Origin of the sequence: Bradyrhizobium oligotrophicum S58 (genome assembly GCF_000344805.1) — a bacterium.
Classification (GTDB): domain Bacteria; phylum Pseudomonadota; class Alphaproteobacteria; order Rhizobiales; family Xanthobacteraceae; genus Bradyrhizobium; species Bradyrhizobium oligotrophicum.
The window spans coordinates 6,985,327-7,011,870 of sequence record NC_020453.1 but is presented as its reverse complement, the minus strand read 5'-3'; the positions used below and the strand labels follow the sequence as shown (position 1 = coordinate 7,011,870).

Annotated in this window: 26 protein-coding genes and 1 riboswitch; of the genes, 13 read left to right on the top strand and 13 right to left on the bottom strand. The window is 65.9% G+C overall.

Going from position 1 to position 26,544, the window contains the following annotated elements:
• Positions 1-2 precede the first annotated feature (2 nt).
• Positions 3-503, bottom strand: a complete 501-nt coding sequence (locus S58_RS30395; protein WP_015669265.1) for a type III secretion system chaperone family protein — start codon at positions 501-503, stop codon at positions 3-5.
• Between the two features lie 399 nt (positions 504-902).
• Positions 903-1,097, top strand: a riboswitch (FMN riboswitch).
• A gap of 77 nt (positions 1,098-1,174) precedes the next feature.
• Here S58_RS30395 and S58_RS30390 point away from each other — a divergent pair.
• The 8 genes from S58_RS30390 (at position 1,175) to S58_RS30355 (ending at position 10,984) form a co-directional block, all read left to right on the top strand.
• Complete coding sequence (locus S58_RS30390; protein ID WP_015669264.1) at positions 1,175-1,783, top strand: 6,7-dimethyl-8-ribityllumazine synthase; 609 nt, start codon at positions 1,175-1,177, stop codon at positions 1,781-1,783.
• Between the two features lie 460 nt (positions 1,784-2,243).
• Entirely contained in the window at positions 2,244-3,455 is a 1,212-nt protein-coding gene (locus S58_RS30385; RefSeq protein ID WP_015669263.1) for an MHYT domain-containing protein, read from the top strand.
• A gap of 349 nt (positions 3,456-3,804) precedes the next feature.
• Positions 3,805-4,668: an FAD binding domain-containing protein gene (locus S58_RS30380; RefSeq protein ID WP_015669262.1), complete on the top strand. Its 864-nt coding sequence runs from the start codon at positions 3,805-3,807 to the stop codon at positions 4,666-4,668.
• A 224-nt stretch (positions 4,669-4,892) separates the two neighbouring features.
• A complete protein-coding gene (locus tag S58_RS30375) occupies positions 4,893-5,393 on the top strand; it encodes a (2Fe-2S)-binding protein (protein WP_015669261.1) in 501 nt (166 codons plus the stop codon).
• Positions 5,390-7,810, top strand: coding sequence for an aerobic carbon-monoxide dehydrogenase large subunit (locus S58_RS30370; RefSeq protein ID WP_015669260.1), 2,421 nt, complete (start codon positions 5,390-5,392; stop codon positions 7,808-7,810). The genes S58_RS30375 and S58_RS30370 overlap by 4 nt, the downstream gene beginning before the upstream one ends.
• 259 nt (positions 7,811-8,069) lie before the next feature.
• Positions 8,070-8,939, top strand: coding sequence for an AAA family ATPase (locus tag S58_RS30365; RefSeq protein WP_015669259.1), 870 nt, complete (start codon positions 8,070-8,072; stop codon positions 8,937-8,939).
• Positions 8,936-10,141, top strand: a complete 1,206-nt coding sequence (locus S58_RS30360) for a vWA domain-containing protein (RefSeq protein WP_015669258.1) — start codon at positions 8,936-8,938, stop codon at positions 10,139-10,141. The genes S58_RS30365 and S58_RS30360 overlap by 4 nt, the downstream gene beginning before the upstream one ends.
• Positions 10,142-10,168: 27 nt before the next feature.
• Positions 10,169-10,984, top strand: a complete 816-nt coding sequence (locus S58_RS30355) for an XdhC family protein (protein ID WP_015669257.1) — start codon at positions 10,169-10,171, stop codon at positions 10,982-10,984.
• Here the strand turns inward: S58_RS30355 and S58_RS30350 are convergent, their stop codons facing one another.
• The 7 genes from S58_RS30350 to S58_RS30315 all read right to left on the bottom strand — a co-directional run bounded on the left by S58_RS30350 (position 10,985) and on the right by S58_RS30315 (position 19,293).
• Positions 10,985-12,079, bottom strand: coding sequence for an HWE histidine kinase domain-containing protein (locus S58_RS30350; protein WP_015669256.1), 1,095 nt, complete (start codon positions 12,077-12,079; stop codon positions 10,985-10,987).
• 307 nt (positions 12,080-12,386) lie between these two features.
• The gene (locus S58_RS30345) at positions 12,387-13,211 is read right to left on the bottom strand and encodes a carbohydrate ABC transporter permease (RefSeq protein WP_015669255.1); all 825 of its coding nucleotides are present in this window, start codon (positions 13,209-13,211) and stop codon (positions 12,387-12,389) included.
• On the bottom strand, positions 13,208-14,143 hold the full coding sequence (locus tag S58_RS30340; RefSeq protein WP_015669254.1) for a carbohydrate ABC transporter permease: 936 nt from the start codon (positions 14,141-14,143) through the stop codon (positions 13,208-13,210). The genes S58_RS30345 and S58_RS30340 overlap by 4 nt, the downstream gene beginning before the upstream one ends.
• Positions 14,140-15,459 (bottom strand): ABC transporter substrate-binding protein, encoded by a 1,320-nt coding sequence (locus S58_RS30335; RefSeq protein ID WP_015669253.1) that lies wholly within the window; start codon positions 15,457-15,459, stop codon positions 14,140-14,142. Before S58_RS30335 ends, S58_RS30340 begins: the two co-directional genes overlap by 4 nt.
• A 138-nt stretch (positions 15,460-15,597) precedes the next feature.
• The gene (locus tag S58_RS30330; protein ID WP_015669252.1) at positions 15,598-16,830 is read right to left on the bottom strand and encodes a benzoate/H(+) symporter BenE family transporter; all 1,233 of its coding nucleotides are present in this window, start codon (positions 16,828-16,830) and stop codon (positions 15,598-15,600) included.
• Positions 16,831-17,200: 370 nt separating this feature from the next.
• Entirely contained in the window at positions 17,201-17,452 is a 252-nt protein-coding gene (locus S58_RS30325; RefSeq protein WP_015669251.1) for a hypothetical protein, read from the bottom strand.
• An 887-nt stretch (positions 17,453-18,339) separates the two neighbouring features.
• Positions 18,340-19,293: a ribose-phosphate pyrophosphokinase gene (locus S58_RS30315; RefSeq protein WP_015669249.1), complete on the bottom strand. Its 954-nt coding sequence runs from the start codon at positions 19,291-19,293 to the stop codon at positions 18,340-18,342.
• Here S58_RS30315 and S58_RS38330 point away from each other — a divergent pair.
• A complete protein-coding gene (locus S58_RS38330) occupies positions 19,283-19,462 on the top strand; it encodes a hypothetical protein (RefSeq protein ID WP_162472350.1) in 180 nt (59 codons plus the stop codon). The two genes, S58_RS30315 and S58_RS38330, sit on opposite strands and share 11 nt — an antisense overlap.
• Here S58_RS38330 and S58_RS30310 read toward each other — a convergent pair.
• The 4 genes from S58_RS30310 to lgt form a co-directional block, all read right to left on the bottom strand.
• Entirely contained in the window at positions 19,459-20,097 is a 639-nt protein-coding gene (locus S58_RS30310; RefSeq protein ID WP_015669248.1) for a hypothetical protein, read from the bottom strand. The genes S58_RS38330 and S58_RS30310 overlap by 4 nt on opposite strands.
• Before the next feature lie 123 nt (positions 20,098-20,220).
• A complete protein-coding gene (pgeF, locus tag S58_RS30305; RefSeq protein ID WP_083938701.1) occupies positions 20,221-20,967 on the bottom strand; it encodes a peptidoglycan editing factor PgeF in 747 nt (248 codons plus the stop codon).
• Between the two features lie 20 nt (positions 20,968-20,987).
• The gene (locus S58_RS30300; protein WP_015669246.1) at positions 20,988-22,115 is read right to left on the bottom strand and encodes a class I SAM-dependent methyltransferase; all 1,128 of its coding nucleotides are present in this window, start codon (positions 22,113-22,115) and stop codon (positions 20,988-20,990) included.
• The gene (gene lgt, locus S58_RS30295) at positions 22,112-22,969 is read right to left on the bottom strand and encodes a prolipoprotein diacylglyceryl transferase (protein WP_015669245.1); all 858 of its coding nucleotides are present in this window, start codon (positions 22,967-22,969) and stop codon (positions 22,112-22,114) included. The genes S58_RS30300 and lgt overlap by 4 nt, the downstream gene beginning before the upstream one ends.
• A gap of 238 nt (positions 22,970-23,207) precedes the next feature.
• Here lgt and S58_RS30290 point away from each other — a divergent pair, with 238 nt between their 5' ends.
• The 4 genes from S58_RS30290 (at position 23,208) to ychF (ending at position 26,205) form a co-directional block, all read left to right on the top strand.
• Positions 23,208-23,498 carry an accessory factor UbiK family protein gene (locus S58_RS30290; protein WP_015669244.1) on the top strand — a complete coding sequence of 97 codons (291 nt, stop codon included), beginning with the start codon at positions 23,208-23,210 and terminating at the stop codon, positions 23,496-23,498.
• A 184-nt stretch (positions 23,499-23,682) separates the two neighbouring features.
• On the top strand, positions 23,683-24,390 hold the full coding sequence (locus S58_RS30285; RefSeq protein WP_015669243.1) for a 50S ribosomal protein L25/general stress protein Ctc: 708 nt from the start codon (positions 23,683-23,685) through the stop codon (positions 24,388-24,390).
• Between the two features lie 72 nt (positions 24,391-24,462).
• The gene (gene pth / locus S58_RS30280) at positions 24,463-25,068 is read left to right on the top strand and encodes an aminoacyl-tRNA hydrolase (RefSeq protein WP_015669242.1); all 606 of its coding nucleotides are present in this window, start codon (positions 24,463-24,465) and stop codon (positions 25,066-25,068) included.
• Between the two features lie 39 nt (positions 25,069-25,107).
• Positions 25,108-26,205, top strand: coding sequence for a redox-regulated ATPase YchF (ychF, locus tag S58_RS30275; protein WP_015669241.1), 1,098 nt, complete (start codon positions 25,108-25,110; stop codon positions 26,203-26,205).
• A gap of 15 nt (positions 26,206-26,220) precedes the next feature.
• Here ychF and S58_RS30270 read toward each other — a convergent pair whose 3' ends face one another.
• The gene (locus S58_RS30270; protein WP_015669240.1) at positions 26,221-26,511 is read right to left on the bottom strand and encodes a DUF4282 domain-containing protein; all 291 of its coding nucleotides are present in this window, start codon (positions 26,509-26,511) and stop codon (positions 26,221-26,223) included.
• Positions 26,512-26,544 lie beyond the last annotated feature (33 nt).

Below are 26,544 nucleotides of genomic sequence, written 5' to 3'. Positions count from 1 at the left end.
CCTTACGCCTCGCCTTCCGTATCGAACAGCGCGGCCGCCATCGCCTCCTGGGTCGACTTGCCGGCCCAGACGACGAATTGGAACGCCGGGAAATAGCGCTCGCAGGCGTGGATGGCGCCGGCCAGCATGCTCTCGCATTGCGGACCGGAGGCGGTGATGCCGCCCGGCAGCACCAGCGCCTGGCGGTGCATCACCATGCCGGTATGGGTCCAGATGTCGAAATGGCCGAGCCACAACTGCTCGTTGATGGCCGCGATCAGCCGCTGCACCTCGGCGCGGCGCGCTTCCGGAATCTTCATGTCGAAGGCGCAGGCCAGATGCAGCGCCTCGATCTCCGCCATCCAGGTGAAGGAGATCTGATAGTCGGTCCATTGCCCCTTGGAGGCGATCGTGATCTCGTCGTCGCCGGAGCGCTCGAACATCCAATTGTTGTCGGAGGCGATGTTCTCGACCACGCTCAAGGGATGATCTCCGGAATCGATAGTGCTTTCGAGCAGGGACATGCCGTCTCGACCTCGTCTTCTTGATCTCGTTGGTACTTACGCGGCGACCCGGCCCGCGCCCTCTGGCGCTTCGAACCCGGCTTGCAGGCTCGGAGTTGTCCGGGCGTGCGCGGACAAAGTGATGTGATTTGCGGAATCCGCGCAACGGGGGGGCGAGTCCGTCCACAGCCAAACACCGTTTCGTCCACAACTCCTGTCCGGACTGTGGAATCATGGCCAAAAGAGAACAAAACGGAATCGGACTGGCCGCCGCAGCGCCGCTCGACCCTCCGGAGGCCCGCAAGCAGGCAGGGGCGGGCTCCGGGACGGCATGGCCGCCCCTCGCGCCGTGCGGGTGTCAGCCCTTGTCCGGGGCACGGACCCCCTGCATAGTTGGTTTGGGCCGTCCATCCGGGTGGCTCATGTTCTCAGGGCGGGGCGAAATTCCCCACCGGCGGTAAGCGTTCTCTGTCGAGGCGCGAGCCCGCGAGCGCCTTCTCTCTGGGGCGCGATTCGGGGAATCCTGTTCCCCGGATCGCACCAAATGGAGAAGGGTCAGCAGATTCGGTGCGACTCCGAAGCCGACGGTCACAGTCCGGATGAAAGAGAACGGGTCCCGGCACCCCGCGCAATTCAGCGTGGGGGCGTCGTCGTTCCGTGTGCCCTGATTCTGGCGTCTTACGAGGACAACCATGAATCAGATGTTGCAAGACACTTCCATCGACACCGCTACCATCGACACCACCGCAGCCGGCGGCTCACCGCCGGACGCGCTCACCGTTGCCAGTCCGCCCGACGAGTCACCGCCGGCGCCGTCGCACCCGCGCTTCAGCAAGCCGCAGCGCATCGCCTTCGTGCAATCGGCCTGGCATCGCGACGTCGTCGCCGAATGCCGCATCGCCTTTCTCGACGAGATCGAGGTGCGCCACATCCCGCGTGACCGCGTCGACATCTTCGAGGTGCCGGGCTCGTTCGAGATCCCGCTGCATGCGCAGCTGCTCGCCAAGACGCGGCGCTACACCGCGATCGTCGCGGCCGGGCTCGTCGTCGACGGCGGCATCTACCGCCACGAGTTCGTCTCCGACACCGTGATCAAGGCGCTGATGGACGTGCAACTGCGCACCGAGGTGCCGGTGTTCTCCGCAGTGCTGACGCCGCAGCAATTCCACGAGACGCAGGCGCACTACGATTTCTTCCGCAAGCATTTCGCGACCAAGGGTGTCGAGGTGGCGGAGGCCTGCGCCAACACGCTGCTCAGCCTGGAGCGGCTTCGCGGCCAGGTGGCGGCGGGGATCATCTGAGCGGGTCAGGGCGTGTGGCTGGCGAGGCCAGCCACACGCATGCCGCTGAGACGTTGGGATTCTGCATCTTGCGGCACGGGCAGTGAGCTCCCCTCCCCCTTGCGGGGAGGGGTTGGGGGCGGGGGTCTCCGGGCGCTGAATTCTATGAGAGGCACTGTCGCCGTGTTCGGGTTTTCACGGAGATCGATGATCGAGAGTTGCTGAGCTCACAGCCAAGAGCGGGACTCGCGGACCCCTGCTCCCGACCCCTCCCCGCAAGGGGGAGGGGAGTTCACCGCCGTCGCGGTTCGATCTCCTGTCCCAAGCACAGCTCCACGCAATCGTCGTCGCACATCTGTCTCGCTCGCCCAGCGACAGCACGCCGCCTCACGCTCCCCGCCTTGTGTTGTCAATCTCCTCGCCACCCCTGTAGAATCTCCCCGGGAGGAGGCCTGCCCGTGGCGACGGGCGGCCGACAAGGATGATCGAAGGATACGATCCTTATCTCGTCGCGCTCTCGGTCGTGATCGCGAGCCTGGGTGGCTATACCGGTTTCAGTCTCACCGCGCGCATCCGCAGCGGGCCGGGAGAGAATGCGCGCGTGCTGTTGTCCGGCGCCGCAGGCATTCTGGCCGTGGGCATCTGGACCATGCATTTCGTGGGCATGATGGCGGCGCCGCTGCCGGCCGATGCCGTCTACCTCGTGCTGCCGACCATCATCTCATTCCTGATCTGCGCGCTCGTGATCGGCATCTCGCTGTTCTTCGTCAGCATCGGCGACCCCTCGCCACAGCGCGTCATTCCTTCGGCGCTGCTGCTCGGCGCCGGCATCGCCAGCATGCATTATGTCGGCATGCATGGCCTGTCCGGCTCGTTCGGGCTGACGCATGATCCGGCGCTGGTGGCGCTGTCGGTCGGCATCGCAATCGTGGCCGCCTATGGCGGCCTGCGCATCTTCCTGGCACGGCAGGACGGCCTGCGGCTCGCCATCAGCGCAGTGGCGTTCGGCATCGCCGTGTCCGGCATGCATTACACGGCGATGCTCGGCATGCATGTCGTGCCGGCGGGCGAGGGGCACCACCACGTCGCAGCCGGTCTTGCCGCATCGCCGCAGGCGCTCGCGATCGTGGTCGCGGTGCTGTGCTTCGTCATTGCTGCCGGCTTCCTGCTGTCGCTGGTGCCGGACCCGCGCCGTCAATCGCAGCCGCTACAGGCCGTTGCCGAGGCTGCGCCGCGATTGGCGCCGGAGCCGGCCGCGACGGCGAGCGAGCCGGTGGTCGAGGTCGCCGCGCCGAGCCGGGTCATTGCCGCGCCGCTCGGCGGCATCGGCCAGCCGCCGCGGGTGACCGCGGCGCGGCTGCCGCTGGAGGGCGCCAACGGAACCCATTTCATCGACGCCGGCGACGTCCGCAGCGTGCGCGCCGATGCGCACTACACCCGGATTCACGACGGCACCCGCGAGCGGATGTGCCCGTGGTCGATCTCAGAGGCCGAGGCGCAGCTCGATCCCGGCCGCTTCATCCGCGTGCACCGCAGCCACATCGTCGCGATCGAGCATGTGACCTTCGTCGGCAAGGAGGGCGAGGGCGCGATCATCGAGCTCGACGGCCCGTCGAAGCCGCGCGTCCCGGTCAGCCGCGCCAAGGTCGCCGAGGTCAAGGCGCGGCTCGGGCTGGTGCGACGGCAGGCCTGATCCCCTTCTTCAGTTCGCAGCTGCAGCGACGCGCGCCGTGATGCTCGCAACGCTCGCACAGCGATGGGCGGCGAGTGGCTGCCGTTCTGCGATGTGCGTCCATTCAAGCCTCGACGCGCGCGATTGGGGCGTCCTGGCTGACGCAGTTCGTGCGCGTTCTCCGGCAGTTCGTGTGATTTCACGGTTGTCCGTGCCGGCCTCGTTGCGCAGCCGGCTGTCACGATCGACCCTCCACGCCAGCAGCGATCATCGCCGACGTTCACATCTCGCTCTTGCAGCATGAACGTCGGCCGCATCAGCGCAACCAAGCCAAGCCGACAAGGCATGCCAGCACAGGAGGGGAAACACGATGATTCCTGGCCCGTTCGACTATCACCGGCCCGCGAGCGTCACCGACGCCATCAAGCTGCTGGCTGATCTCGGCGACGAGGCGCGCCCGCTCGCCGGCGGTCACAGCCTGCTGCCGATGATGAAATTGCGGCTGGCGACCCCTGCGCATCTGGTCGACCTGCACGGCATCGCCGGCCTGAAAGGTATCCGCCGCGACGGCGACCGCATCTTGATCGGCGCAATGACCACCCAGGCCGAATTGCTGGCGTCCGCCGACATCGGAAGCAGCCTGCCGATCCTGCACGAGACCGCGCTGGTGATCGCCGATCCGCAGGTACGCTACCGCGGCACGCTCGGCGGCAACGTCGCCAATGGTGATCCCGGCAACGACATGCCGGCGCTGATGCTGGCGCTGGATGCAAGCTACCGTCTGGAAGGGCCGAACGGCGCCCGCGAGATCGCCGCCCGCGAGTTCTACCAGGGCGCCTATTTCACCGCGCTGGAGCCCGGCGAGATCCTGACCGAGGTCAGCGTGCCCGTTCCGCCCGCAGGTCACGGCTACGCCTATGAGAAGCTGAAGCGCAAGGTCGGCGATTATGCGACGGCCGCAGCCGCCGTCGTGCTGACGATGGCCGGCGGCAAGGTCGCGACGTGCATGATCGCGCTCACCAATCTGCACGAGACGCCGCTATTGGCGACCGACGCGGCCAAGGCGGTGATCGGCACGGCACTCGACGATGCCGCGCTGAAGGCCGCCGCGAGCGCCGCGCGGGACATCATGCAACCCGCGTCCGACGCGCGCGGCCCGGCCGAATACCGCAAGCATGTCGGTGGCATCATGGTGATGCGCGCCCTGCAGCGCGCGGCAAGCCGCGCCAAGTAGCAGAGCGTGGCGATGCCGTCGCGGTTTAGGCGGTGCACCTCGACACTCGGCAAGCTCTCTCATCTCCCTCCCCCCTTGTGGGGGAGGGTCGGGGAGGGGGGTAGCCCCAAGCGACACTGCCGCTGTGGACCCCCACCCCCAACCCCTCCCCGCAAGGGGGAGGGGAGCGCACTGACACCGCGGCATTAGCCGGGCCCAAACAGCAGTTTTCGACGGAGCACCAAATGCCCAAAACCCACGTCACGATGAAAGTGAACGGCAGCGAGGTCGAGGGCCTCGCGGAGCCGCGCACCTTGCTGGTTCACTTCCTGCGCGAGCAGGCGCAGCTCACCGGCACCCATATCGGCTGCGAGACCAGCCATTGCGGCGCCTGCACCATCGATATCGACGGCATGAGCGTGAAGAGCTGCACCATGCTGGCGGTGCAGGCCAACGGCGCCGAGATCACCACGATCGAGGGCATGGCCAATGCCGACGGCACCTTGTCGCCGCTGCAGGAAGGCTTTCGCATGATGCACGGCCTGCAATGCGGCTTCTGCACGCCCGGCATGATTCTGCGCGCGCATCGGCTGCTGCAGGAGAATCCGTCGCCGACGGAAGCCGAGATCCGCGCCGGCATCTCCGGCAACATCTGCCGCTGCACCGGCTATCAGAACATCGTCAAGGCGATCCAATACGCCGCCGCCAAGATCAACGGCGTTGAATTCCAGGAGGCTGCGGAATGAATGACCTCACTCCCACGCGGGAACAACGCGAAGCCGCGCTCGAAGGCATGGGCTGCAAGCGCAAGCGCGTCGAGGATATCCGCTTCACCCAAGGACGGGGCAACTACGTCGATGACGTGAAATTGCCGGGCATGCTGCATGGCGACTTCGTGCGCTCGCCGCATGCCCATGCGCGGGTGAAGTCGATCAACAGCGAAGAGGCGCTGAAGGTGCCCGGCGTGCTCGCCGTGATCACCGCGGAGACGCTGAAGACCGTCAACCTCGCCTGGATGCCGACCCTCGCCGGCGACGTGCAGATGGTGCTGGCCGACGGCAAGGTGCTATTCCAGAACCAGGAGGTCGCCTTCGTTGTCGCGACCGACCGCTACGCTGCGGACGACGGCGTCGCCAAGGTCGTGGTCGAGTACGAGGCGCTGCCGGTGCTGGTCGATCCGTTCAGGGCGATGGACGCGGACGCGCCCGTGCTGCGCGAGGATCTCGCCGGCAAGACCTCCGGCGCGCACGGCCCGCGCAAGCACCACAACCACATCTTCGAATGGAGCGTCGGCGACCGCGAGCTGACCGACGCCGCCTTCAACAAGGCCGAGGTCACGATCAAGGAGATGATCTCCTACCATCGCACCCATCCGTCGCCGCTGGAGACCTGCCAGTGCGTCTGCTCGTTCGACAAGATCAAGGGCGAGCTGACGATCTGGGGCACGTTCCAGGCGCCGCATGTGATCCGCACCGTGGTGTCGCTGATCGCCAAGCTCCCCGAGCACAAGATCCATGTGATCGCGCCCGACATCGGCGGCGGCTTCGGCAACAAGGTCGGCGCCTATCCCGGCTACATCTGCGCTGCCGTGGCCTCGATCGTCACCGGCAAGCCGGTGAAATGGGTCGAGGACCGCATCGAGAACCTGACAGCGACGTCGTTCGCCCGCGACTATCATATGACGACTGAGATCGCCGCGACCAAAGAAGGCAAGGTCACCGGCCTGCGCGTCCATGTGCTGGCCGATCACGGCGCCTTCGATGCCTGCGCCGATCCGTCGAAATGGCCGGCCGGCTTCTTCAACATCGTCACCGGCTCCTATGACTTCCCGGTCGCGCATCTCAGCGTCGACGGCATCTACACCAACAAGGCGCCGGGCGGCGTCGCCTATCGCTGCTCGTTCCGTGTCACCGAGGCGGCCTATTGCATCGAGCGCGGGATGGACATTCTGGCGCAAAAGCTCGGCATGGATCCGGCCGAACTGCGGCTGAAGAACTTCATCAAGCCGGAGCAGTTTCCCTATCACTCGGCGCTCGGCTGGGAATACGATTCCGGCGACTACCACACCGCGATGCGCAAGATGATGGAGAGCGTGGACTACGCCGGCTTGCGCAAGCAGCAGGCCGAGAAGCGCGAAGCGTTCAAGCGCGGCGAAACCCGCGAGATCATGGGGCTCGGCGTCTCCTTCTTCACCGAGATCGTCGGCGCGGGACCGTCGAAGAACTGCGACATCCTGGGGATCGCGATGTTCGATTCCTGCGAGATTCGCCTGCATCCGACCGGTGCCGGCATTGCGCGCGTGGGGTCCAAGAGCCAGGGCCAGGGCCACGAGACCACCTGGGCGCAGATCATCGCCACCGAGATCGGCATTCCGGCCGACAACATCATGGTGGAGGAGGGCAACACCGACACCGCGCCTTACGGCCTCGGCACTTACGGCTCGCGCTCAACACCTGTGGCTGGCGCCGCCATCGCGATGGCCGCGCGAAAAATCAAGGCCAAGGCGCAGATGATCGCGGCCTACAAGCTCGAGGTCCACGAGGACGATCTCGAATGGGACATCGACGGCTTCCGCGTCAAGGGCCTGCCGGAGAAGGCGATGTCGATGAAGGATATCTGCTGGGCAGCGTATAATTCGGTGCCGCCCGGCATGGAGCCGGGGCTGGAGGCAGTGAGCTACTACGATCCGCCCAACATGACCTATCCGTTCGGCGCCTATCTCTGCGTGATGGACATCGACGTCGATACCGGCGTCTACAAGATCCGGCGCTTCTACGCGCTCGACGATTGCGGCACCCGCATCAATCCGATGATCATCGAGGGCCAGGTCCATGGCGGCCTCACCGAAGCCTTCGCGATCGCGATGGGCCAGGAGATCCGCTACGATTCCGAGGGCAACGTGGTCACTGGCTCGTTCATGGACTTCTTCATGCCGACCGCCGTCGAGACGCCGCATTGGGAGACCGACTTCACCGTCACCCCGTCGCCGCACCACCCGATCGGCGCCAAGGGCGTCGGCGAAAGCCCGAACGTCGGCGGCGTGCCGGCGTTCTCGAATGCTGTCAACGACGCGTTCTCGTTCCTGGGCTCGACGCACATCCAGATGCCGCACGACTTCTGGCGCAACTGGCAGGCGGCGAAGAATCTGCGCGTGTTGGCGTAGGCTCGATCCAACAGCACAACCGTCATTGCGAGGAGCGAAGCGACGAAGCAATCCAGAGTCCCGCCCACGATCTACGCTCGCAATGACGCCGAGGGAGCTGAATACATAACGGCATAGGCCGTGCGTTCCCTCCCCCCTTGTGGGAGAGGGTTAGGGAGAGGGGCACCCCACGGGCAGTGTGCGTGGAACCCCCCACCCCAACCCCTCCCCGCAAGGGGGAGGGGAGTTCATCTCCGATGACGCAGCAGTTGATCTCGACATGAAAACCCGCGACGACATCGCTCAATCCCTCGCCGCCTGCGGCTACATCGCCGACGGCGAGCTTTCGACTGCGGTTGCCCTGATGCAGCTGCTCAAGCGGCCGCTGCTGCTCGAAGGCGAGGCCGGTGTCGGCAAGACCGAGGTGGCCAAGGCGCTCGCCTGCGTGCACGGCACCGAGCTGATCCGGCTGCAATGCTATGAGGGGCTCGACCAGAGCGCCGCGCTCTATGAGTGGAACTACCAGCGCCAGCTGCTGGCGATCGAGGCCCATCGCGGCCACGCAGATGCCATCGAAGATCAGATCTTCTCGGAAAAATACCTGCTGGAGCGGCCGCTGCTGGCGGCGATCCGCCGCGCCGCGCCGCCGGTGCTGCTGATCGACGAGATCGACCGCGCCGACGACGAGTTCGAAGCGTTCCTGCTGGAACTGTTGTCCGACTTCCAGGTCTCGATCCCCGAGCTCGGCACCATCCATGCGACCAGCATCCCGCATGTGGTGCTGACCTCCAACGGCACGCGCGAATTGTCCGACGCGCTGCGGCGGCGCTGCCTCTATCACTACGTCGACTATCCCGACGTCGACCGCGAGGCCCGCATCATCCTTGCACGGGTCGATGGCGCCTCGGCCACGCTCGCTCTGCAGATCGCGCGCCTGGTCGAAGGCCTGCGCAAGGAGGAACTGCGCAAGCTGCCCGGCGTCGCCGAGACGCTCGACTGGGCGGCGGCACTGGTCGGGCTCGATGTGAGAGACCTCAAGGACCAGCCGGAGGTCGTGCATGACACCCTGATGTGCCTGCTCAAGACTCACGAGGACCGTTCGCGCGTCACCCGCGAGGTCGCGGCGCGGCTGTTGGGGAAGGTCGCATGAGCTGCTGTGGCGCCACACCCGACCACGAGGACATGGACGCGGTGGCGCGGCTCGTCGCGGGACGCCTGGGTGCATTTCTCAAGACGCTACGCGACAACGGCTTTGCTATTGGTCTGGCGGAGGGGCAGGACGCAGCGGCCGTCATGGCCGAAGGCTATGCCGACAGGCCCGGCCTGCTGCGCTCCGCCTTCAAGCATCTGTTTTCGGCGCGCAAGAGCGAGTGGGATCGTTTCGACGGCCTGTTCGATGCATTCTGGCTCGGCAAGCGCGTGCGTTCGCGCTCGCTCGTCGCGGGATCGCCGCCGGCGGCGAACAGTCCGTCGCTGAAGAGTCTGCACGATGCGAGTGCTGGTTCGCACGGACCGCAAGGCGCAACCGATCAGATTCCGTCCGACGAGACACCACGCGAGGCAGGCGGCGAGGGCGTGCGCGAAGGCGCATCGCGCGTCGAGACGCTGGCCGATACCGACTTCCGCAAACTCGCCGATCCCGACCAGGTCGCGGTGGCGCACGAGGCGGCGGAGCGGCTCGCCAAGGCGATGCGGACGCGTCTGACGCGCCGCGATCAGTTGCGCAGGAAGGGCGATCGACTCGACCTTCGCCGGACCATTCACCGCAACATCAGCCATGGCGGCGTGCCGATTGCGCTGGTGCATCGCCGTCGCAAGCACAAGCCGCTGCGGCTGGTGGTGCTGCTCGATGCCTCCGGTTCGATGAGTCCCTACACCGCCGTGTTCCTGCGCTTCATCCACGGCGTGCTCGACGCTTTCCGCGAGGCCGAAGCCTTCCTGTTCCATACCCGGCTCGCCTACGTCTCCGATGCGATGAAGGAGAAGGACGCCGCGCGGGCGCTCGACCGTCTCTCCATGATGGCGCAGGGCGCGGGTGGCGGCACGAAGATCGGCGAGAGCCTCGCGACCTTCAATCGCTGGCACGCCGCGCGCGTCATCCATTCGCGCACCTGCGTGATGATCGTCTCCGACGGCTACGACACCGGCGATCCCGCGCTGCTCGGCCGCGAGATGGCGCAACTGAGACGCCGCTGCCGCCGCATCGTCTGGCTCAATCCGATGCTCGGCTGGGACGGCTACGCGCCGGAAGCGCGTGGCATCAAGGCGGCGCTGCCACATGTCGATCTCTACGCCCCGGCGCATACGCTGTCGTCGCTCGCTGCGCTCGAGCCATATCTGGCGAGGTTGTGAGACCATGCCGCCGAGAGGAGCTCACCCATGACCACCTCCCCTGAACTGCTCGATCTCGCCGCGCAGCTGAAAGCCAACGACGAAAGCTTCGTGCTCGCCACTGTCGTCCGCACGGTGTCGGTGACCGCGGCGAAGGCCGGCGCGAAGGCGATCATTCGTCCCGACGGCACCATCGTCGCGGGCTGGATCGGCGGCGGCTGTGCGCGCGGCGCCGTGCTGAAGGCGGCGCGCGAGGCGCTCGCCGACGGTGTCCCGCGCATGGTCTCGGTGCAGCCGGACAATTTGCTTGCCGAGCTCGGCGTCAAGCCGGGTGAAACCAAAGAGGGCGTGCGCTTCGCCAGCAACATGTGCCCGAGCAAGGGGACCATGGACATCTTCGTCGAGCCGGTGCTGCCGCATCCCGCGCTGGTGATCTTCGGCGCGAGCCCGGTGGCGCTGGCGCTGGCCGCGCAGGCCCGGCCGCTCGGCTATCATGTCACCCTCGTAGCGCCCGCTGCCGATCTCATCACCACGCCGGAGGCTGACCTGGTGATCGATGGCTTCGCGCTGGAACAACAGGGCTGCGGCAGCCGCTTCGTCGTGGTATCGACGCAAGGCAAGGGCGACGAGGCCGCGTTGCGCGCTGCGCTCGCTTGCGATGCCGCCTATCACGCCTTCGTCGGCAGCCGCCGCAAGATGGACAGCCTGCGCGACAAGCTGATCAAGGACGGCATCGACGCCGCGCTGCTCGACAAGGTCAAGGCGCCGGCAGGCCTCGATCTCGGCGCCATCACGCCGGAGGAGATCGCGATGTCGATCCTGGCCGAGATTACGCTCACACGAAGGCGCGGCCAGCGCGGGTGATCACGCCGTCAGCGGCAGATCGAACGTCACCTTCAGCCCATCCGGCGCGAAGTCACGCGTGACCTGGCCCTTCAGCGCTGCGCCGAGGATGCGCTCGAACAGCAGCGAGCCGAAGCCGTTGCGCGCGGGCGGGGCGACCTCCGGCCCGCCGTTCTCCTGCCAGGACAGCTTCAACCGTCCGTCGGCATGCGTCCAGCTCAACGCCACCCGTCCCGCATCGTTCGACAGTGCGCCGTATTTCACCGCATTGGTGACGAGCTCGTGCAGCCCCATCGACAGATACAGCGCGACGGCGGGCGGGAGCTGCACGGCAGCGCCGTCGACCGCGACACGGTCGCCCTGCAGCGGCGCGAGCTCGGCGCAGACCAGCTCATCGAGGGCGACCGCCTCGCGGCCGCGATCGAGCGCCAGTGCGTGGCTGCGGGTCAGGGCGGCGATGCGGCCGCGCAACGCCTCGCCGAACTCGGCCAGCGCGGAATCGGCGCGGATGCTGAGCGCGATGACGCTGTCGACCAGCGCGAGCGTGTTCTTGACGCGATGATTGAGCTCATGGACCAGCACGCGATGGTGCTGTTCGACCGTGCGCCGCCGGGTATTCTCGGTGCGCAGCGCGATCTCGTCCATCACGATCTCGCTGAGCTCGGTGAGCTGGGCGATGTCGTCATCGCTCCACGGCCGCGGCTCATGATCGATCGCACAGAGCGCGCCGATCACCTCGCCGCTCGGCAGCCGCAGAGGGACGCCGAGATAGGCGATCACGCCGAGAACCGGCACCGCGAGATTGTCCTTTACCAGCGGATGCTGGTTGGCGTCGCTGATCACCAGCGGCTGCGCCGACGTGACGACGTGCTGGCAGAACGAGTGGCTGAGCGGCGTCTCGCGCAGCGAGGCCCACGGCTCGCACAGGCCGACCGAGCTTTTGAAGAACTGCCGGTCGCGATCGACCAGCGCGATGATCGCGGCCGGCGCCTGCAGCAGCCGCGTGGTCAGGCGCGTGACGCGATCGAAGCCCGGCTCGGGCGGCGAGTCGAGCAGGTCGGTCTGCAACAAGGCAGCCAATCGGTCTGGCGCGGAGGCGTCGCGATCGGACGTCATGAAGCTTTCGTCGGTCGGGCGTTCAGCCGGTGATGGGTTGCACGACGGACCGGGCGGGGCGCAAATCCGCAGCCGGTCGATCGTGCGGCGTAGTGGTATTCGGCTGGAACGAAGCCGCACTCAGACGAGATGAAACCAGCAACGCGATCACCGCCGCTGCGCTTCAGGCGCGTGGCGAATCCCGGTTCCATGCAGGTAACCAAGGGGCAGACTGTGGCCTGACGAAGGCAAGTTCGACATTCCGCCGCAGGTTCTCTATGGCATGCATTATACCGAGAGATCATCCACCGTTCGGCTGAGGCGATGGTCAGCCGCCCTTCACGGCTCCTGCCGTCAACCCCGCGACGATCTGCCGCTGCGCGAATACCGTCAGCAGCAGCACCGGTAAGGTCACGATCAGCGCCGCTGCCGCCAGCGGTCCCCAACTCAGCTGATCGAACGAGATCATGTTGTAGACCGCGACCGGCAAGGTGCGTGTCTCGCGGCCGGCCAGCACGATGCCGAACACGAAATTATTCCACGAGAAGATCACCGCGAGGATGAAGGCGACCGCGAGCCCTGGCTTGGCGACAGGCAATGCGACGTGGCGAAAGACCTGCCAGCGCGTGGCGCCGTCGATGCGCGCGGCCTCCTCGAGCTCGATCGGCGTGGTCTCGAAATAACCGATCATGATCCAGATCACGATCGGCACGGTGACGACGAGGTGGATGATGATCTGCGGCCACAAGGTGCCGAGCAGGCCGAGCCACTGGAACATCAGGAACAGCGGAATGAGATAGGACAGGCCGGGCGTGATGCGCGCGATCAGGATCACGATCGCCGATTTGTGTGCGGCCATGCGTGCGATGCCGTAGCCGGCGGGCACGCCGACCAGCATCGCCAACGACGTCGCGCCGCCGGTCACCAGCAGGCTGTTCTTGAAGTAGGTGAAGAAGCGGTTCGAAGACAGCACATCCGTGTAGTTCTTCCAGGCGAAATGCTCCGGCCAGAACACCGGCGGATAGGCGGCATTGTCGACCTCGAACTTCACCGACAGCGAGATCATCCAGAGGAAGAACAGGATCGCCGGCGAGACGATGAGGAAGACGCCGAGCGCCAGCCCAAGCCGGCCGAGAATGCTGCGCGCGCTCATGTGTCGTTCCCCAGCGCATTCCATTGCGCGCGGCGGCGCAGCACCAGCAGCAGTGCGGTGAGCGCCACGATCAGCGCGAAGAACACCACCGCGATCGCCGAGGCATAGCCGAGGTCGTAATAGACGAAGGCGACGCTGTAGAGATAGAGGTTGATGGTCTCCGACGCCGAGCCGGGGCCGCCTTGGGTGATCGCGAAGATGATGTCGAAGCTCTTGATCGCGTCGATGGCGCGGATCATCGCGGCGATGAACAAAAACGGCATGATCAGCGGCAAAGTGATGTAGCGGAACATCTGCCAGGTCGAGGCGCCGTCGATCTGCGCGCTCTCGTAAGGCTCGGTCGGCAGCGAGGCGATGCCGCCGAGCACGATCAGCATCACCAGCGGCGTCCATTGCCAGGTCTCGACCAGCACCAGCGACGGGATCACGGTGCCCGGGTGAAACACCCAGAGCTGCGGCGGCAGGCCGACCAGCGACAGCAGATAGTTCAGGATGCCGAGTTGCGGATGGAACATCATCGTCCATACCAGCGCGATCGCGACCGGCGTCGCCATCATCGGCATGATGAACAGCGCGCGCAACAATCCGCGTCCGGGGAAGCGAGCGTGGAAGACCACCGCGGCGAAGGTGCCGAGCACCAGCGGCAGCAGCACCGACAGCGCCGTATAGGACAGCGTGTGGCCGACCGACTCGACGAAGCGCGGATCGGCCGGCAGCCTGAAATAGTTCGACAGGCCGACGAAGGTCGTGGGCGAGCCGACCTTCCACTCCTGGAAGCTCATCCAGATCGTGAACAGCCAGGGAAAGATGATCACCGCGAGCACGGTGACCAGCGCCGGCACCACGAACGGCCAATAGGATGGCGGCCGCAATGCACGTTCCGGCGCAGCAGCCTCCGCTGCCGCGCCGGCCTGTTCGACGATCGTGCTCACGCTTTTTCGCTGCGCTCCAGGATCGGGCGGAACTGTTCGTGCGCCTTCTTCAGCTCGGTCGCGGGATCGGCGCCCGACAGCGTGGCGGTCAACGCCGCGCCGACGAGATCGCGGAATTCGGCCACGGGGATGATCACCGGCAGGCCGAGCTTGGAGATCTTGCCGGAGTCGATCGCCGACTGCAGCCACTCCTTCGGCATCTTCACGCCGCCCTGAACCTCCGCATCGTTGAGCACGGAGTTGCGGAACGGCACGCCGCCGCCGGCCTGCACGAGGCGGGCGCCCTGCGCCTTCGAGACCATCCATTGGCACAGCAGCCAGGCGGCCTCCTTGTTCTTGCACGCCGCGGGGATGCCGACGCCGTCGCCATAGGTCGCCGAATACTGCCCTTTGGGACCGGCCGGCACCACCGTGTAGCCGACCTTGCCGACGATGCGCGAGGCGTTGGCATCCTCCAGCGGCGGCGCCCAGCCGACGCCGTCGATCCACATCGCCGATCGGCCTTGCGTGAACGAGGCCATCGACTCCATCCAGTTGAAGCCGGCCACGCCCGGAGGCGCGCAGGTGGTCAGCAGCTTCTGGTAGAGCCTGGTCGCTTCGACCGCTTCGGGACCATCGGTCAGGATGTTGCCCTTGGCATCGAGGAACTCGCCGCCATAGTTGAGGAAGAAGTTCGTCCACAACGTCATGTTGGCGTTGCGCAGGCCGCGCCCGACGAAGCCGAAGGTGCCGTCCTTGGCATCGGTCAGCTTCTGCGCGGCTGCGACCATCTCGTCGAGCGTCTTCGGCACCTCGACGCCCTTTTTCGCGAATAGCTCCTTGTTGTAGTAGAGGATGAAGTAGTCCACCGACCACGGCAGCGAGAACATCCGGCCCTTGTCGTTGCTGGCGTAAGTCAGCCCAGCGGCAGAGAAATCGCTCTGCACGAGGTCCGGCGCGGTGAGGTTCGGGTCCTTCATGAAGTCGGTGATGTCGGCGAGCCAGCCCGCCTTCTCGAACTGCCGCTTCTGCACGTGATAGCTCAGATGGACGACGTCGAAGCTTGGCTTGCCCGACGACAGCTCGATCACCACTTTCTGCCGCTGCTGCTGCTCGGGGATCTGCTCGGATTCCACCTCGATGCCGGTCAGCGCGGTGAATTCCTTGATGTTCTTCTGCAGATTGTCGCCGCGCGGCCCCTTGGCCAGGATCACCTCGAGCTTGGTGCCGGCGTATTTCTTCCACTGCGGCTCGGACCAGGCCGGTCGGCCGGTCAGCGCCAGCGCGCCTGCTGCTGCGGTGCCTGCAAGCATGTTGCGGCGCGTGATCGCGGTCATCAGTGTCCTCCCAGGGTCATTCTTGAGATCATTCTTCTTTGGTCTGGAAGTGTAGCGCGATCCAGCGGCGCTGCAACAGGGCGTTGTCCGTTCGGCTGGGGATGCGACAAGAGCGCGTGATGCGATGCGGCAATCAGCTCAAATATCAGCTTCGGTCGCGAAATCCGCCCGCTCCAGCAGCCACGACAGCGCGAAGCCTGCGACCAGTCCCCAGAACGCGGCGCCGATGTTGAGCAGCGGCACGTCGGCGACGGTCACCAGAAAGGCGATCAGTGCGCCCAGCGAGAACCGCGTCCTGAACGCTGTCACGAACGCCGTCTGCAGCACGCGCAGCATGGCAAGCCCTGCCAGCGTCGTGATCAATGATTTGGGCGCGATCAGCAGCAGCGTCGTAAAGGTCGGCGCCAGCAGCCCGAAGCCGAGCGCGAGCACGCCGACGGCCATCGCGGCGGTATAATGACGCTTGCGCTCGCCGCCCGAGACGACGATGGCGTTGGTTGGCCCGGTCAGGCAGGTCGAGACGCCGCCCACGACAGCTGATAGCGCCGAGCCGATGCCGCAGGCCACGGTGACGAGATTGACCGGCGGCTTGTGGCCGGCGGCGGCCAGCACCGCAAAGCCCTGGCCATTCTGCACCACCAGCACGGTGACCGCGAGCGGCACGATGAGCTCGATCATGGCCGCGAGTGACCAGGAGGGCGTTTGGATCACCGGCCGGATCAGCGCGATCTGGAGTGGCGCGCTGTGGTCGTATTTGCCAAATACGATCGCTGCCAGTGTGCCGACGATGAGCGCGCCGATGATCGGCGGGCAGCGCCGGCCGAGTGCGGGCAGCGCGGTCAGCAGCAGCCAGAGCACGACCATCGGCCCGGCGATGGCGAAATCCGCGAATACGGCGCGCACCAGATCGAGGCCGAAGCGCAGGAACACGCCGGCGACCATGCCCATCACGATCGGCATCGGCACCAATTGCATCGCGCGCTTGACCCAGCCCGTGAGCCCGAGGATCAGCATCAGCAGCGCCGTGCCGTAGAACGCGCCCACGACCTGCGCAAAGCTGAGATGCGTCAGCGACTGGCCGACCAGCACGGTGCCCGGAATGGTCCAGAACAGCACCAGCGGCTCGCGATAGCGCCACGACAGCAAGAGCGTGATCAGCCCGTTGATGAAGAACACGCCAAAGATCCACGACGCGATCTCCGCCTGCGTCAGCCCGCCATTGGCGCCGACCGAGAGAATGATGGCGACGGGCCCGGTGATCGCGAACAGCCAGCCGACGAAGCCGTGCGAGGCATAGAGCGGGCCGAAGTCGGCAGCGATCTGGGCAAGGCCGGGCGGCGGGCCCGGCGGGCGTTCGATGGCGCTGAACATGATGGGGCGGGGCTCGTGATGAGTTCTTGTTGTTGTCCTTGGTGTCGTAGGGGATGTTTTGACTGAATGGGGCGAGCCGTGCAAGGCGCGGGGAATGTAGACGCCGGTCAGCCGGATGGTGTCTCGTTCGGCCGCCTCTCTCTCCACATGTCATTCCGGAGCATTCGCGTTCGCAGAACGGCGAAGCCGTTGTTTGAGCGCGAATGAGCCCGGAATCCATAACCACGGGCCGACATTTGGGACGGGAAGATAGCCGCAGGCAGCTATCTCGATGGACCGCAGGCCATCGTCGATATGGATTCCGGGCTCGCGCTCACGCGACTTTGTCGCTCCGCGCGCCCCGGAATGACATGTGGAGCGAGAGTCTCTGCTACTTACGACCTAAGTGAGACGGGGGCGCGCGTGATACCAGCTCAAGGCCTGGCTCGGCCACTTCGTAGTGGATCAGTCCGTAGGTCGGAAACCGAATGAGAGCCCCCTTTCGGAGATAAGTCCACTCGACCTGCGGAAAGTCGGCGCTGAATTGGCCGGTATCGATATCCGCGACGACTAGGCCGCCATCATCGCCGCCGAGGCGGACGCGATCTCCCAGCGCTACCAGTTGCCCGTCGGCATATCTCATCCTTCATCTCCCGCAACCCAGATAGGTACGCGATCTGCGCCCGTCGGGCAAATCAGTCTGCGTCCCGAAAAGCTGTCTAGCCCTTCGGATAAAAATAAATCGTTTGGCTACTTCGCCAAATCAGCATTATGGTCCCGCTCATTCCGTTGCGTCGGAGGGGACGTATCGCGGTCGTCATGGACGTCGGCAGCGGAATGCGGTGGGCGTGTCGGGTCGCAGCGTAATTCAGTTTGCGCCGACGAACGATCCGGCACGCACGGTCAAGTCGCGCGGTCCTGGCACCCCGAAGCTGGTGTCCCGCGTAACGCGCGATAAGCGTGTTGCGCGCACGGTGGCCAAAAGCCGGTGCACCGGGGAGAACGCGAAGCAGCTGTAGAGCCATCGCGCAGGGAGGGCCGGGTGTTCTCGGCCAGACCTGTGGTACCTGCCGCCTGCATTTTTTTCGCAGGCGGGCCACGGGCGCGGCCGGCGCCCGGCCTTCCCTGCGCCCTCCACCAAGAGGGCGATGCTGTGATCAAAGCTCGGACGCAACAAGCGCCGCGAGATCGCGGAGGTGTATCAGCTCCTGCGTAGCCCGGATGAGCGCAGCGATATCCGGGTTCTTACGCGTATCAGCGGTGACCCCGGATGTCGCTGCGCTCATCCGGGCTACGGGGACGGGGCGCGCGGCGGCCTTTGTGCCACCAACGCTTTGCTCCTCGCAATGACGGAGTGTGGGGCAGGCCCTCCGCCCAAACACCAGTGTCATCGCCCGGCTTGACCGGGCGATCCAGTAAAGGGAGATGGTTGTGATTGATCGAGGAGCCGCGGCGTACTGGATTCCCCGCTTTCGCGGGGAATGACGGCGGTGTGCGATGTCGACGTTCTCGCTCGCAAGAGCGACAGCCTCAGTCGAACAGGCTCGATACCGACTCTTCCGCAGCCGTCCGGCCGATGGCTTCGGCGATCAGCGGCGCGATCGGCAAAGCGCGGATGTTCGGAGCGTTGCGGACGGCTTCGGTCGGCATGATGGAGTCGGTGATGACGAGCTCCTTCAGCCGCGACGAGGTGATGCGGGTCGCGGCGCCGCCGGAGAGCACGCCGTGGGTGATGTAGGCGTAGACTTCCTTGGCGCCGTATTTGAGCAGCGCATCGGCCGCGTTCACCAGCGTGCCGCCGGAATCGACGATGTCGTCGATCAGGATGCAGGTATGGCCGGAGACGTCGCCGATCACGTTCATGACCTCGGACTCGCCGGGGCGCTCGCGCCGCTTGTCGACGATGGCGAGCGGCGTGTTGATGCGCTTGGCGAGACCGCGGGCGCGGGCGACACCGCCGACGTCGGGCGAGACGACCATGACGTTGGAGAGGTCGAACCGGTCCTTGATGTCGCGCACCATCAGCGGCGCGGCATAGAGGTTGTCGGTCGGAATGTCGAAGAAGCCCTGGATCTGGCCGGCATGCAAATCGAGCGTCATGACGCGGTCGACGCCGGCATGGGTGATCAGGTTGGCGACGAGCTTGGCCGAGATCGGTGTGCGCGAGCCGGACTTGCGATCCTGCCGCGCGTAGCCGAAATAGGGCACCACGGCGGTGATGCGGCGCGCGGAGGCGCGGCGGAGCGCATCGGTGATGATCAGAAGTTCCATCAGCAGGTCGTTCGCCGGATACGACGTCGACTGAATGATGAAGACGTCGGAGCCGCGCACGTTCTCCTGGATCTCGACGAAGATCTCCATGTCGGCGAAGCGCCGGACCACGGCTTTCGTCAGCGGCAAGCCGAGCTCGGCGGCGATGCCCGCGGCCAGAGCCGGATTGGAGTTGCCCGCTACGAGCTTGATGGAGCCGTTCTTGGCCGACATCGCGAATTCTCCTCGCGTCTCGCTGGAGACCTTATTCAGCATATCGGGCTATCCGTGGAACCGGCACTTTTGCACGGGCGAGGTGATATCAAGGACACTGCGCGGCTGGCAACCCGCCACGCGTGTTTTCCCGGTCAAAAAACGGCGCAAAATGCGCCGCTTTGCCTAATGGTCGGTGTAGCCGAGGGCGGCGACGCTGGTGCCGCCCGCGGAAGGCGAGGCCGGTTCGGTCGCCGCGACCGCAGGGCCGCGCGTGGCCGGCGCCGCCGCTGGCGCGCTCCCGGCCGGCGCCGTGCCGTTCAGCATGCCCGAGAGGCCGCTGAAACCAGCCTGCGCGATCTTCCGCAGCACCATGTCGTCGACGGCGTTCCAGGGATCACGTCCGCCGCGTCCGATCGGCTCCTCGCCGGACAGGCGCAGCGCGCGCTGCTGGTTGCGGTCATAGACGTCGAACACCCAGGAGATCACGCTCTTGCCGCTGACGACCTGCGCCGAGAGATAGGTGCGGACGCGATAGGCGGCCGGGGCCTCGCGCGAGACGATGGCGAGGCTGCGCAGCTTGGATTCGCTGTCGAGCACGCTGACCATGCGATCGAAGATCTGCGGCGGCGGACCGTCGATCTGCTCGAAGGCGATCGTGGCGCTATCCGATGCGGGCGCCATCGCATAGGCGTTCGCCGGACCGCCGCTGCTGCTCGCGCAGCCGCCGAGCGTTGCGGCAGACGTGATCAGGACGGCGGCAACGCAGGCGTGCTGCGCGGCGCGGCTGATCAGTCGAAGTGGTGTCGGCGCTCCCCTCATCATCGGGAGCGATATCGTTAAAATCGATTAACGTCTAGGTCGCCGCTGCCACAGATCGGGACAGAACGTCGTCAGTTGTAGAGAAACGGTTAAGCAATCCACATGCGGCCACAATCGCGCCCAGCTTCAGCCTTCGAGCATGATGGCGTGGACATGCCGGCCGTAGTCCGGCTCCTTGCGATGGACCGAGCGGCGGTAACTGAAGAAGCGCTGGTCGGCATAGGTATCGAGGCCGAGATCGTCGATCAGCAGCACGCCGGCTTTTTCCAGCCGCATCCGGATGAAGCCGCCGAGATCGAACATCGCATGCCCGTCGCGCGGCGAGGGCAGGAAGAAGCGCGCGTGCTCCGCGTCATCGTCGACGAAGCGGGTGACGAACTCGGCGCCGACTTCGTAGCTCGGCTGGCGGATCAGCGGACCGATCGCGGCGATGATCCGGCCGCGCTCTGCGCCGAGCTCCTCCATCGCCTGCAGCGTGGATTCGAGCACGCCGGTGAGCGCACCTTTCCAGCCGGCATGGGCGGCGCCAATCACGCGCCTCTCGGGATCGACGAACAGGATCGGCCCGCAATCGGCCGTTGTGACGCCGATCGCGAGATTGGGCGTCGCCGTCACGATGGCGTCGGCCTTCGGTCTGACAGGACCATCCCACGGTCCGGCCGCAACCACGACATCGGGCGAATGGATCTGGTGCAGGCTGAGGAACTGCTCGGGTGTCACGCCGAGATGCGCCGCCATGCGGCGGCGATTTTCCCGGACGGCCTCCGGCACGTCGTTCGATCCCAGTCCGCCATTCAGCCCGGCATAGATGCCATCGGAGACACCGCCCTCACGGGTGAAGAAGGCGTGGCGCAGGCCCGGGATAGCGGACATTACATCCGATGACACCAGCATCATGCGCCTCCCGTCTTCTCGTTGGTGTGCTCGTCGCTGATTCCGGCCAGGACCGGAATCGCCGGATCGGACACGCCGAGCACCTTGAACAGCGAGCCCATGCCGCCGCGGCCGCCGCCGGTCAGGCGCTTCAGCCCGCTGGCGATGTCGGCCGAGACTTCGGGCGACGCCTTCTGCATCAGGGTCAGGGCCCGCGTCTCGATGCCGAGCCGCTGCAGGAATTCGCCCTGCGTGACCGGGCCGTGGACGCGCGCGCCGACCGCTTCCGCCGTGCGCGCCAGCGCGTCGAAATCGACATGGGCGGTGATGTCGGCAAGCCCCGGCGTCTTCAAGGGGTCGGCGAAGCTGTGGCGGGCGATGGCCTGGAAGGTATCGCCGACGTCGCTGCGGACATGACCGTAATCGATGACGACGGCGGCGCCGCGCTGGTCGCGGAGGCGCTTGGCCAGCGCCATCATCTGCGTGTTCGGCCGCCATTCGAAGATCGCGCCGGCCGGCGCGGCGCGCACCAGCGGCGGCAGCAGCAGCTCGAAGCCCGGGGTCGGATCCGCGGCGGCGCCGTAGACGAAGTTTTCCTCCTCGTCGAGCTCGACCACGCGCTCGTGCCAGCCGGTCTCGCGCCTGATCATCTGGTGGATCGGCAGCACGTCGAAATACTCGTTGGCGAAGATGACGCTGGGGCCCTCGGGCACCTCGTCGAAGCTGTCGTGCCAGGTGACGTTGCGCAGGCCGGTCAGGGTCGCCTTCTGCTTCTCGCGCAGCACCGGGTTGACCTCGACCATGTGCACCGAGATCGTCTGGTACAGCGGCGGCAGCACGCGCAATGCGCGCAGCGCATCGGACATCATGGTGCCGCGGCCGGGTCCGATCTCGATCAGCCGAAACTGCTGCGGCGATCCCGTCGCCTTCCAGATCGAAGCCGCCCACAGGCCGAGCAGCTCGCCGAACATCTGGCTCACTTCCGGCGCGGTGGTGAAGTCGCCCTCACGCCCGAGCGGATCGCGCGAGATGTAGTAGCCGTGCTCCGGATGCATCAGGCACAGCTCCATGTAGCGCCAGACCGGCATCGGACCGGACGCCTTGATCAGCCGCTTGATCTCGGTGTGGAGCGGAGACGTTTCGATCACGGATGGGCCTGCAGCGGGGGAGTGGCTTGATGAGTCGCAGGCTTGCGCAGCGCCCGGGCCACCAGGATGGCGCCGACGATCAGCATCGGTACCGACAGCAGCATGCCCATGGTCATGCCGCGCCAGAGGAAGCCGAGTTGCGGATCCGGTTCGCGGAAAAATTCGCTGACGATGCGGGAGAGGCCATACAGGCCGATGAAGCTGCCGAGGATCAGCCCCGGCCGCTTCAGCGCGCCGAACCGGATCATGATGGCCAGCACGATGAACAGCACGATGCCCTCGAGGCCCGCTTCGTAGAGCTGGCTCGGATGGCGCGGCAGCTGGGTGGGATCGGTCGGAAAGACCATGGCCCAGGGCAGATCGGGATCAGCCGCCCTTCCCCACAATTCGGGTTTGATGAAATTGGCGATGCGGCCGAGCAGCAGGCCGATCGGCGCGACTGCCGTGGTGACGTCGCCGAGCGAGAGGATCGGCAGGCCGTTGCGGCGGGCGAACCAGATCACCGCGACCACGCAGCCCATGAAGCCGCCGTGGAACGACATGCCGCCGTTCCACAGCTGGAAAATATCCAGCGGGTCCTTGATGAAGTGCGGAAGATTGTAGAACAGCACGTAGCCGCTGCGGCCGCCGAGGATGATGCCGAGCGTGGCCCACAGGATGAAGTCGTCGAGCTGGGGCAGCGAGATCGGCGCCGGTCCGCCCCACAGCCGCTCCTTCTTCAGGAGCGAACGGGCATAGAGCCAGCCGATCACGATGCCGCAGATATAGGCCAGCGCGTACCACCGGATCGCGAGCGGGCCGAGTGCGATCGCAACCGGATCGAACACGGGAAAGTCGATGAGGAGAGGCGTCATTCACAGGCTTTCGTGGGCACGGCGTTCCGCGTCGGGAGGCACGCGGGCGATGCGGGCTTTGACCCACATGAACGTACGCGGCTCATATGGTCCTTCGGCCGCTCATACAGCGCGGCGGGCTGGCGCAACAAGTACGATGACAAGGAAACCGAGGCATGACAAGACGAGCCCATCTTGAAGCCGGCGGGACGGATCGCCATTGTGTGATCGAGCGCGTCGCGGGAAGCGGAGTTTGAGCATGACCCAGACCAACAACCGGTTTTTCGATGAACTCGGCCGCCTGATGAACGATGCCGCGGGCGCTGCCCAGGGCATGAAGCGGGAGGTCGATTCCGTCATCCGCAACCAGGCGGAAAAGATCCTGAACGACCTGGACATCGTGAAGCGCGAGGAGTTCGAGGCCGTCAAGGACATGGCCCGGCTCGCCCGTGAGGAGAACGAGGCGCTGAAGGCCCGGATCGCGGTGTTGGAAGCCAAGCTTGGCGGTGCGGCCGGCGGCTCGCCGGGGGCCGGCAGTGCGGATGGCTGATGCCGCAGGCCGTACGAGGATGGGACGAAGGGGCAGCCGGCCCCTTCATTTCCTTGTCATTTCCCAGGTTTGCGGCTAGAACCCCGCCACGTCCGCGGCCCCCGCACCCCTGGAGGCTTGCCAAGGACGAACCAAACGGGCCGCGCTGCGGCCTTTAACTTTTTAGAAACAAGGACTTAACACGATGGCGACCGTCAGAGAACTGAAGGCGACCGCCCGTCCGTCAGTCGGCAAGGGGGCCGCACGGGCAGAGCGTCGCGCCGGGAGAGTGCCCGGAGTGATTTATGGAGACAACCAGCCCCCGCTGCCGATCTCGGTGGAAGACCGCGAGCTGCGCCAGCGCATCCTGGCAGGCCGGTTTCTGACCACGATCTTCGACGTCAGCCTCGACGGCAAGAAGCACCGCGTGATCCCGCGCGACTTCCATCTCGATCCGGTCAAGGATTTCCCGATCCACGTCGACTTCATGCGGCTCGGCCAGGGCGCGACCATCCGCGTCAGCGTGCCGTTGCATGTGGTGGGTTCGGAGGCCGCGCCGGGCGTCAAGCGCGGCGGTACGGTCAACATCGTGACCCATACGCTTGATCTGGAGTGCCTTGCGGAGAACATCCCGCAGTTCATCGAGGCCGATGTCAGCGCGCTCGAGATCAACCACTCGCTGCACATCTCCGACGTCAAGCTGCCGACCGGCGTGAAGACGCTGTCGCGCGACGACGCGACGCTCGTCACCATCGTGCCGCCGTCGGGTTATGGCGAGGAGCAGAAGGCCGCCGCTGGCGCTGCCGCGGCTCCCGCTGCTGCCGCTCCGGCTGCCGGTGCCAAGGCTCCTGCCGCCGCCGCGAAGGCCCCTGCTGCCGCGGCCAAGCCGGCCGGCGGCGACAAGAAGAAGTAAGCCGATCTGCTTTCGGGAAGCGCGGGCTGGTCCCGTGCTCCCGGGAGCGACGGCGGGTGCGGATGCCGCGTCATGCTGCTGTTCGTCGGCCTCGGCAATCCCGGCGCGAAATATGCGCGCAACCGGCACAATATCGGCTTCATGGCCGTAGACGAGATTGCGCGGCGACATCATTTTTCGCCGTGGCGCCGCAGGTTTCAAGGCGAGACCTCGGAAGGCACGCTCGACTCCGAGCGCGTCATCCTGCTGAAGCCCACGACCTATATGAACGAATCCGGCCGTGCCGTGCAGGAAGCGGCCAGCTTCTTCAAGCTCGGTGTCGGCGACGTCACGGTGTTTCAGGACGAGCTCGAATTGCCGCCCTGCAAGCTGCGCCTGAAGGTCGGCGGTGGCATCGCCGGTCATAACGGGCTGCGCTCGATCTCGGCGCATATTGGCAACGAGTATCGCCGCGTCCGGCTCGGCATCGGCCATCCCGGCGTCAAGGAGCTGGTGCATGGCCACGTGCTGTCGGACTTCGCCAAGGCCGACATGCCCTGGGTCGAGGCGCTGTGCGCGGCGGTGGCCGACAATGCAGGATTGTTGACGGGCAAGCGCGACTCCACCTTCGCCAACAAGGTGCATCTGGCGCTGCAGGCCAAAGGTTTTCTGGACAAGGGCGATGCCGGCGCCGCGTGAGCGCTTCGGGCCGTCGTCTAAAAGGATGCGGGACGGGTCATGGGATTCAAATGCGGGATCGTCGGGTTGCCCAACGTCGGCAAGTCGACGCTGTTCAATGCGCTGACGGAGACGGCGGCGGCGCAGGCGGCGAACTATCCATTCTGCACCATCGAGCCGAATGTCGGCGAGGTCGCCGTTCCCGATCCCAGGCTGGAGAAGCTCGCGGCGATCGCCAAGTCCGGCCAGATCATCCCGACGCGGCTGACCTTCGTCGACATCGCGGGCCTGGTGCGCGGCGCCTCGAAGGGTGAGGGCCTCGGCAATCAGTTCCTCGCCAACATTCGCGAAGTCGACGCGATCGCCCATGTGGTGCGCTGCTTCGAGGATTCCGACATCACCCATGTCGAGGGCAAGATCGCGCCGCTCGCCGACATCGAGACCATCGAGACCGAGCTGATGCTGTCCGATCTCGACAGTCTCGAGAAGCGGGTCGACAACCTGTCCAAGAAGGCCAAGGGCGGTGACAAGGACTCCAAGGAGCAGTACGAGCTCGTTACCCGGGCTCTGGTGCTGCTGCGTGACGGCAAGCCTGCGCGGCTGTTGGAGCGCAAGCCCGAGGAGGAGCGCGCCTTCGGCATGCTCGGCCTCCTGACCTCGAAGCCCGTGCTCTATGTCTGCAACGTCGAGGAAGGCTCGGCCAAGGACGGCAATAGCTTCTCGCAGGCGGTGTTCGCGCGCGCCAAGGAGGAGGGCGCGGTCGCCGTCGTGATCTCGGCCAAGATCGAGTCCGAGATCGCGACGCTGTCGCGCGAGGAGCGCGTGGATTTCCTGGAGACGCTCGGGCTCGAGGAGGCTGGCCTCGATCGTCTCATCCGCGCCGGCTATCAGCTGCTCGACCTGATCACCTATTTTACCGTAGGTCCCAAGGAAGCCCGTGCCTGGACCATTCACCGCGGCACCAAGGCCCCGGCCGCGGCGGGCGTCATTCACACCGACTTCGAGAAGGGCTTTATCCGCGCCGAGACGATTGCCTATGCCGATTATGTCGCGCTCGGCGGCGAAGCCGGCGCGCGCGAGGGCGGCAAGCTGCGCCTCGAAGGCAAGGAGTATGTCGTCGCCGACGGCGACGTCATGCACTTCCGCTTCAACAACTGAAGGCCGTGCGGGCGGTTACATCCGCCCGTGCTCGCGGATCGCGCCGAGATGCTCGTTGATGCGAAAGACGATCAGCACGAACTCGGCGATGATGCGGGAAAATACCATTCCGACGATGATGCCGGCGAGCGATGACAGCAGCATCAGGAAACCGCCGAACGGGCTGATCGCCATCTCGCTCAGGCCCGCGAAGATGCCGCGGATTCCCGACAGGATGATCAGGGCGATGACGAGCCAGTAGAACGTCTTGATGATCGTGGGCGTGATGAAACGGTCCCACTGGAACAAATCACGAAATTCCAACATCCTGATCCCCCAGCAAATTCCGAATCGCAGGCG

Excerpts from the sequence above, each read along its gene's own strand:
- S58_RS30350 (WP_015669256.1), bottom strand. The coding sequence starts at position 12,079 with ATGACGTCCGATCGCGACGCCTCCGCGCCAGACCGATTGGCTGCCTTG.
- lgt (WP_015669245.1), bottom strand. The coding sequence starts at position 22,969 with ATGACGCCTCTCCTCATCGACTTTCCCGTGTTCGATCCGGTTGCGATC.
- S58_RS30365 (WP_015669259.1), top strand. The coding sequence starts at position 8,070 with ATGAAAACCCGCGACGACATCGCTCAATCCCTCGCCGCCTGCGGCTAC.
- ychF (WP_015669241.1), top strand. The coding sequence starts at position 25,108 with ATGGGATTCAAATGCGGGATCGTCGGGTTGCCCAACGTCGGCAAGTCG.
- S58_RS30360 (WP_015669258.1), top strand. The coding sequence starts at position 8,936 with ATGAGCTGCTGTGGCGCCACACCCGACCACGAGGACATGGACGCGGTG.
- S58_RS30270 (WP_015669240.1), bottom strand. The coding sequence starts at position 26,511 with ATGTTGGAATTTCGTGATTTGTTCCAGTGGGACCGTTTCATCACGCCC.
- pgeF (WP_083938701.1), bottom strand. The coding sequence starts at position 20,967 with ATGTCCGCTATCCCGGGCCTGCGCCACGCCTTCTTCACCCGTGAGGGC.
- S58_RS30355 (WP_015669257.1), top strand. The coding sequence starts at position 10,169 with ATGACCACCTCCCCTGAACTGCTCGATCTCGCCGCGCAGCTGAAAGCC.
- S58_RS30315 (WP_015669249.1), bottom strand. The coding sequence starts at position 19,293 with ATGTCGGCCAAGAACGGCTCCATCAAGCTCGTAGCGGGCAACTCCAAT.
- S58_RS30330 (WP_015669252.1), bottom strand. The coding sequence starts at position 16,830 with ATGTTCAGCGCCATCGAACGCCCGCCGGGCCCGCCGCCCGGCCTTGCC.
- S58_RS30370 (WP_015669260.1), top strand. The coding sequence starts at position 5,390 with ATGAATGACCTCACTCCCACGCGGGAACAACGCGAAGCCGCGCTCGAA.
- S58_RS30285 (WP_015669243.1), top strand. The coding sequence starts at position 23,683 with ATGGCGACCGTCAGAGAACTGAAGGCGACCGCCCGTCCGTCAGTCGGC.
- S58_RS30310 (WP_015669248.1), bottom strand. The coding sequence starts at position 20,097 with ATGATGAGGGGAGCGCCGACACCACTTCGACTGATCAGCCGCGCCGCG.
- S58_RS30395 (WP_015669265.1), bottom strand. The coding sequence starts at position 503 with ATGTCCCTGCTCGAAAGCACTATCGATTCCGGAGATCATCCCTTGAGC.
- S58_RS30335 (WP_015669253.1), bottom strand. The coding sequence starts at position 15,459 with ATGACCGCGATCACGCGCCGCAACATGCTTGCAGGCACCGCAGCAGCA.
- S58_RS30345 (WP_015669255.1), bottom strand. The coding sequence starts at position 13,211 with ATGAGCGCGCGCAGCATTCTCGGCCGGCTTGGGCTGGCGCTCGGCGTC.
- S58_RS30380 (WP_015669262.1), top strand. The coding sequence starts at position 3,805 with ATGATTCCTGGCCCGTTCGACTATCACCGGCCCGCGAGCGTCACCGAC.
- S58_RS30325 (WP_015669251.1), bottom strand. The coding sequence starts at position 17,452 with ATGAGATATGCCGACGGGCAACTGGTAGCGCTGGGAGATCGCGTCCGC.
- S58_RS30385 (WP_015669263.1), top strand. The coding sequence starts at position 2,244 with ATGATCGAAGGATACGATCCTTATCTCGTCGCGCTCTCGGTCGTGATC.
- S58_RS30390 (WP_015669264.1), top strand. The coding sequence starts at position 1,175 with ATGAATCAGATGTTGCAAGACACTTCCATCGACACCGCTACCATCGAC.
- S58_RS30375 (WP_015669261.1), top strand. The coding sequence starts at position 4,893 with ATGCCCAAAACCCACGTCACGATGAAAGTGAACGGCAGCGAGGTCGAG.
- S58_RS30290 (WP_015669244.1), top strand. The coding sequence starts at position 23,208 with ATGACCCAGACCAACAACCGGTTTTTCGATGAACTCGGCCGCCTGATG.
- pth (WP_015669242.1), top strand. The coding sequence starts at position 24,463 with ATGCTGCTGTTCGTCGGCCTCGGCAATCCCGGCGCGAAATATGCGCGC.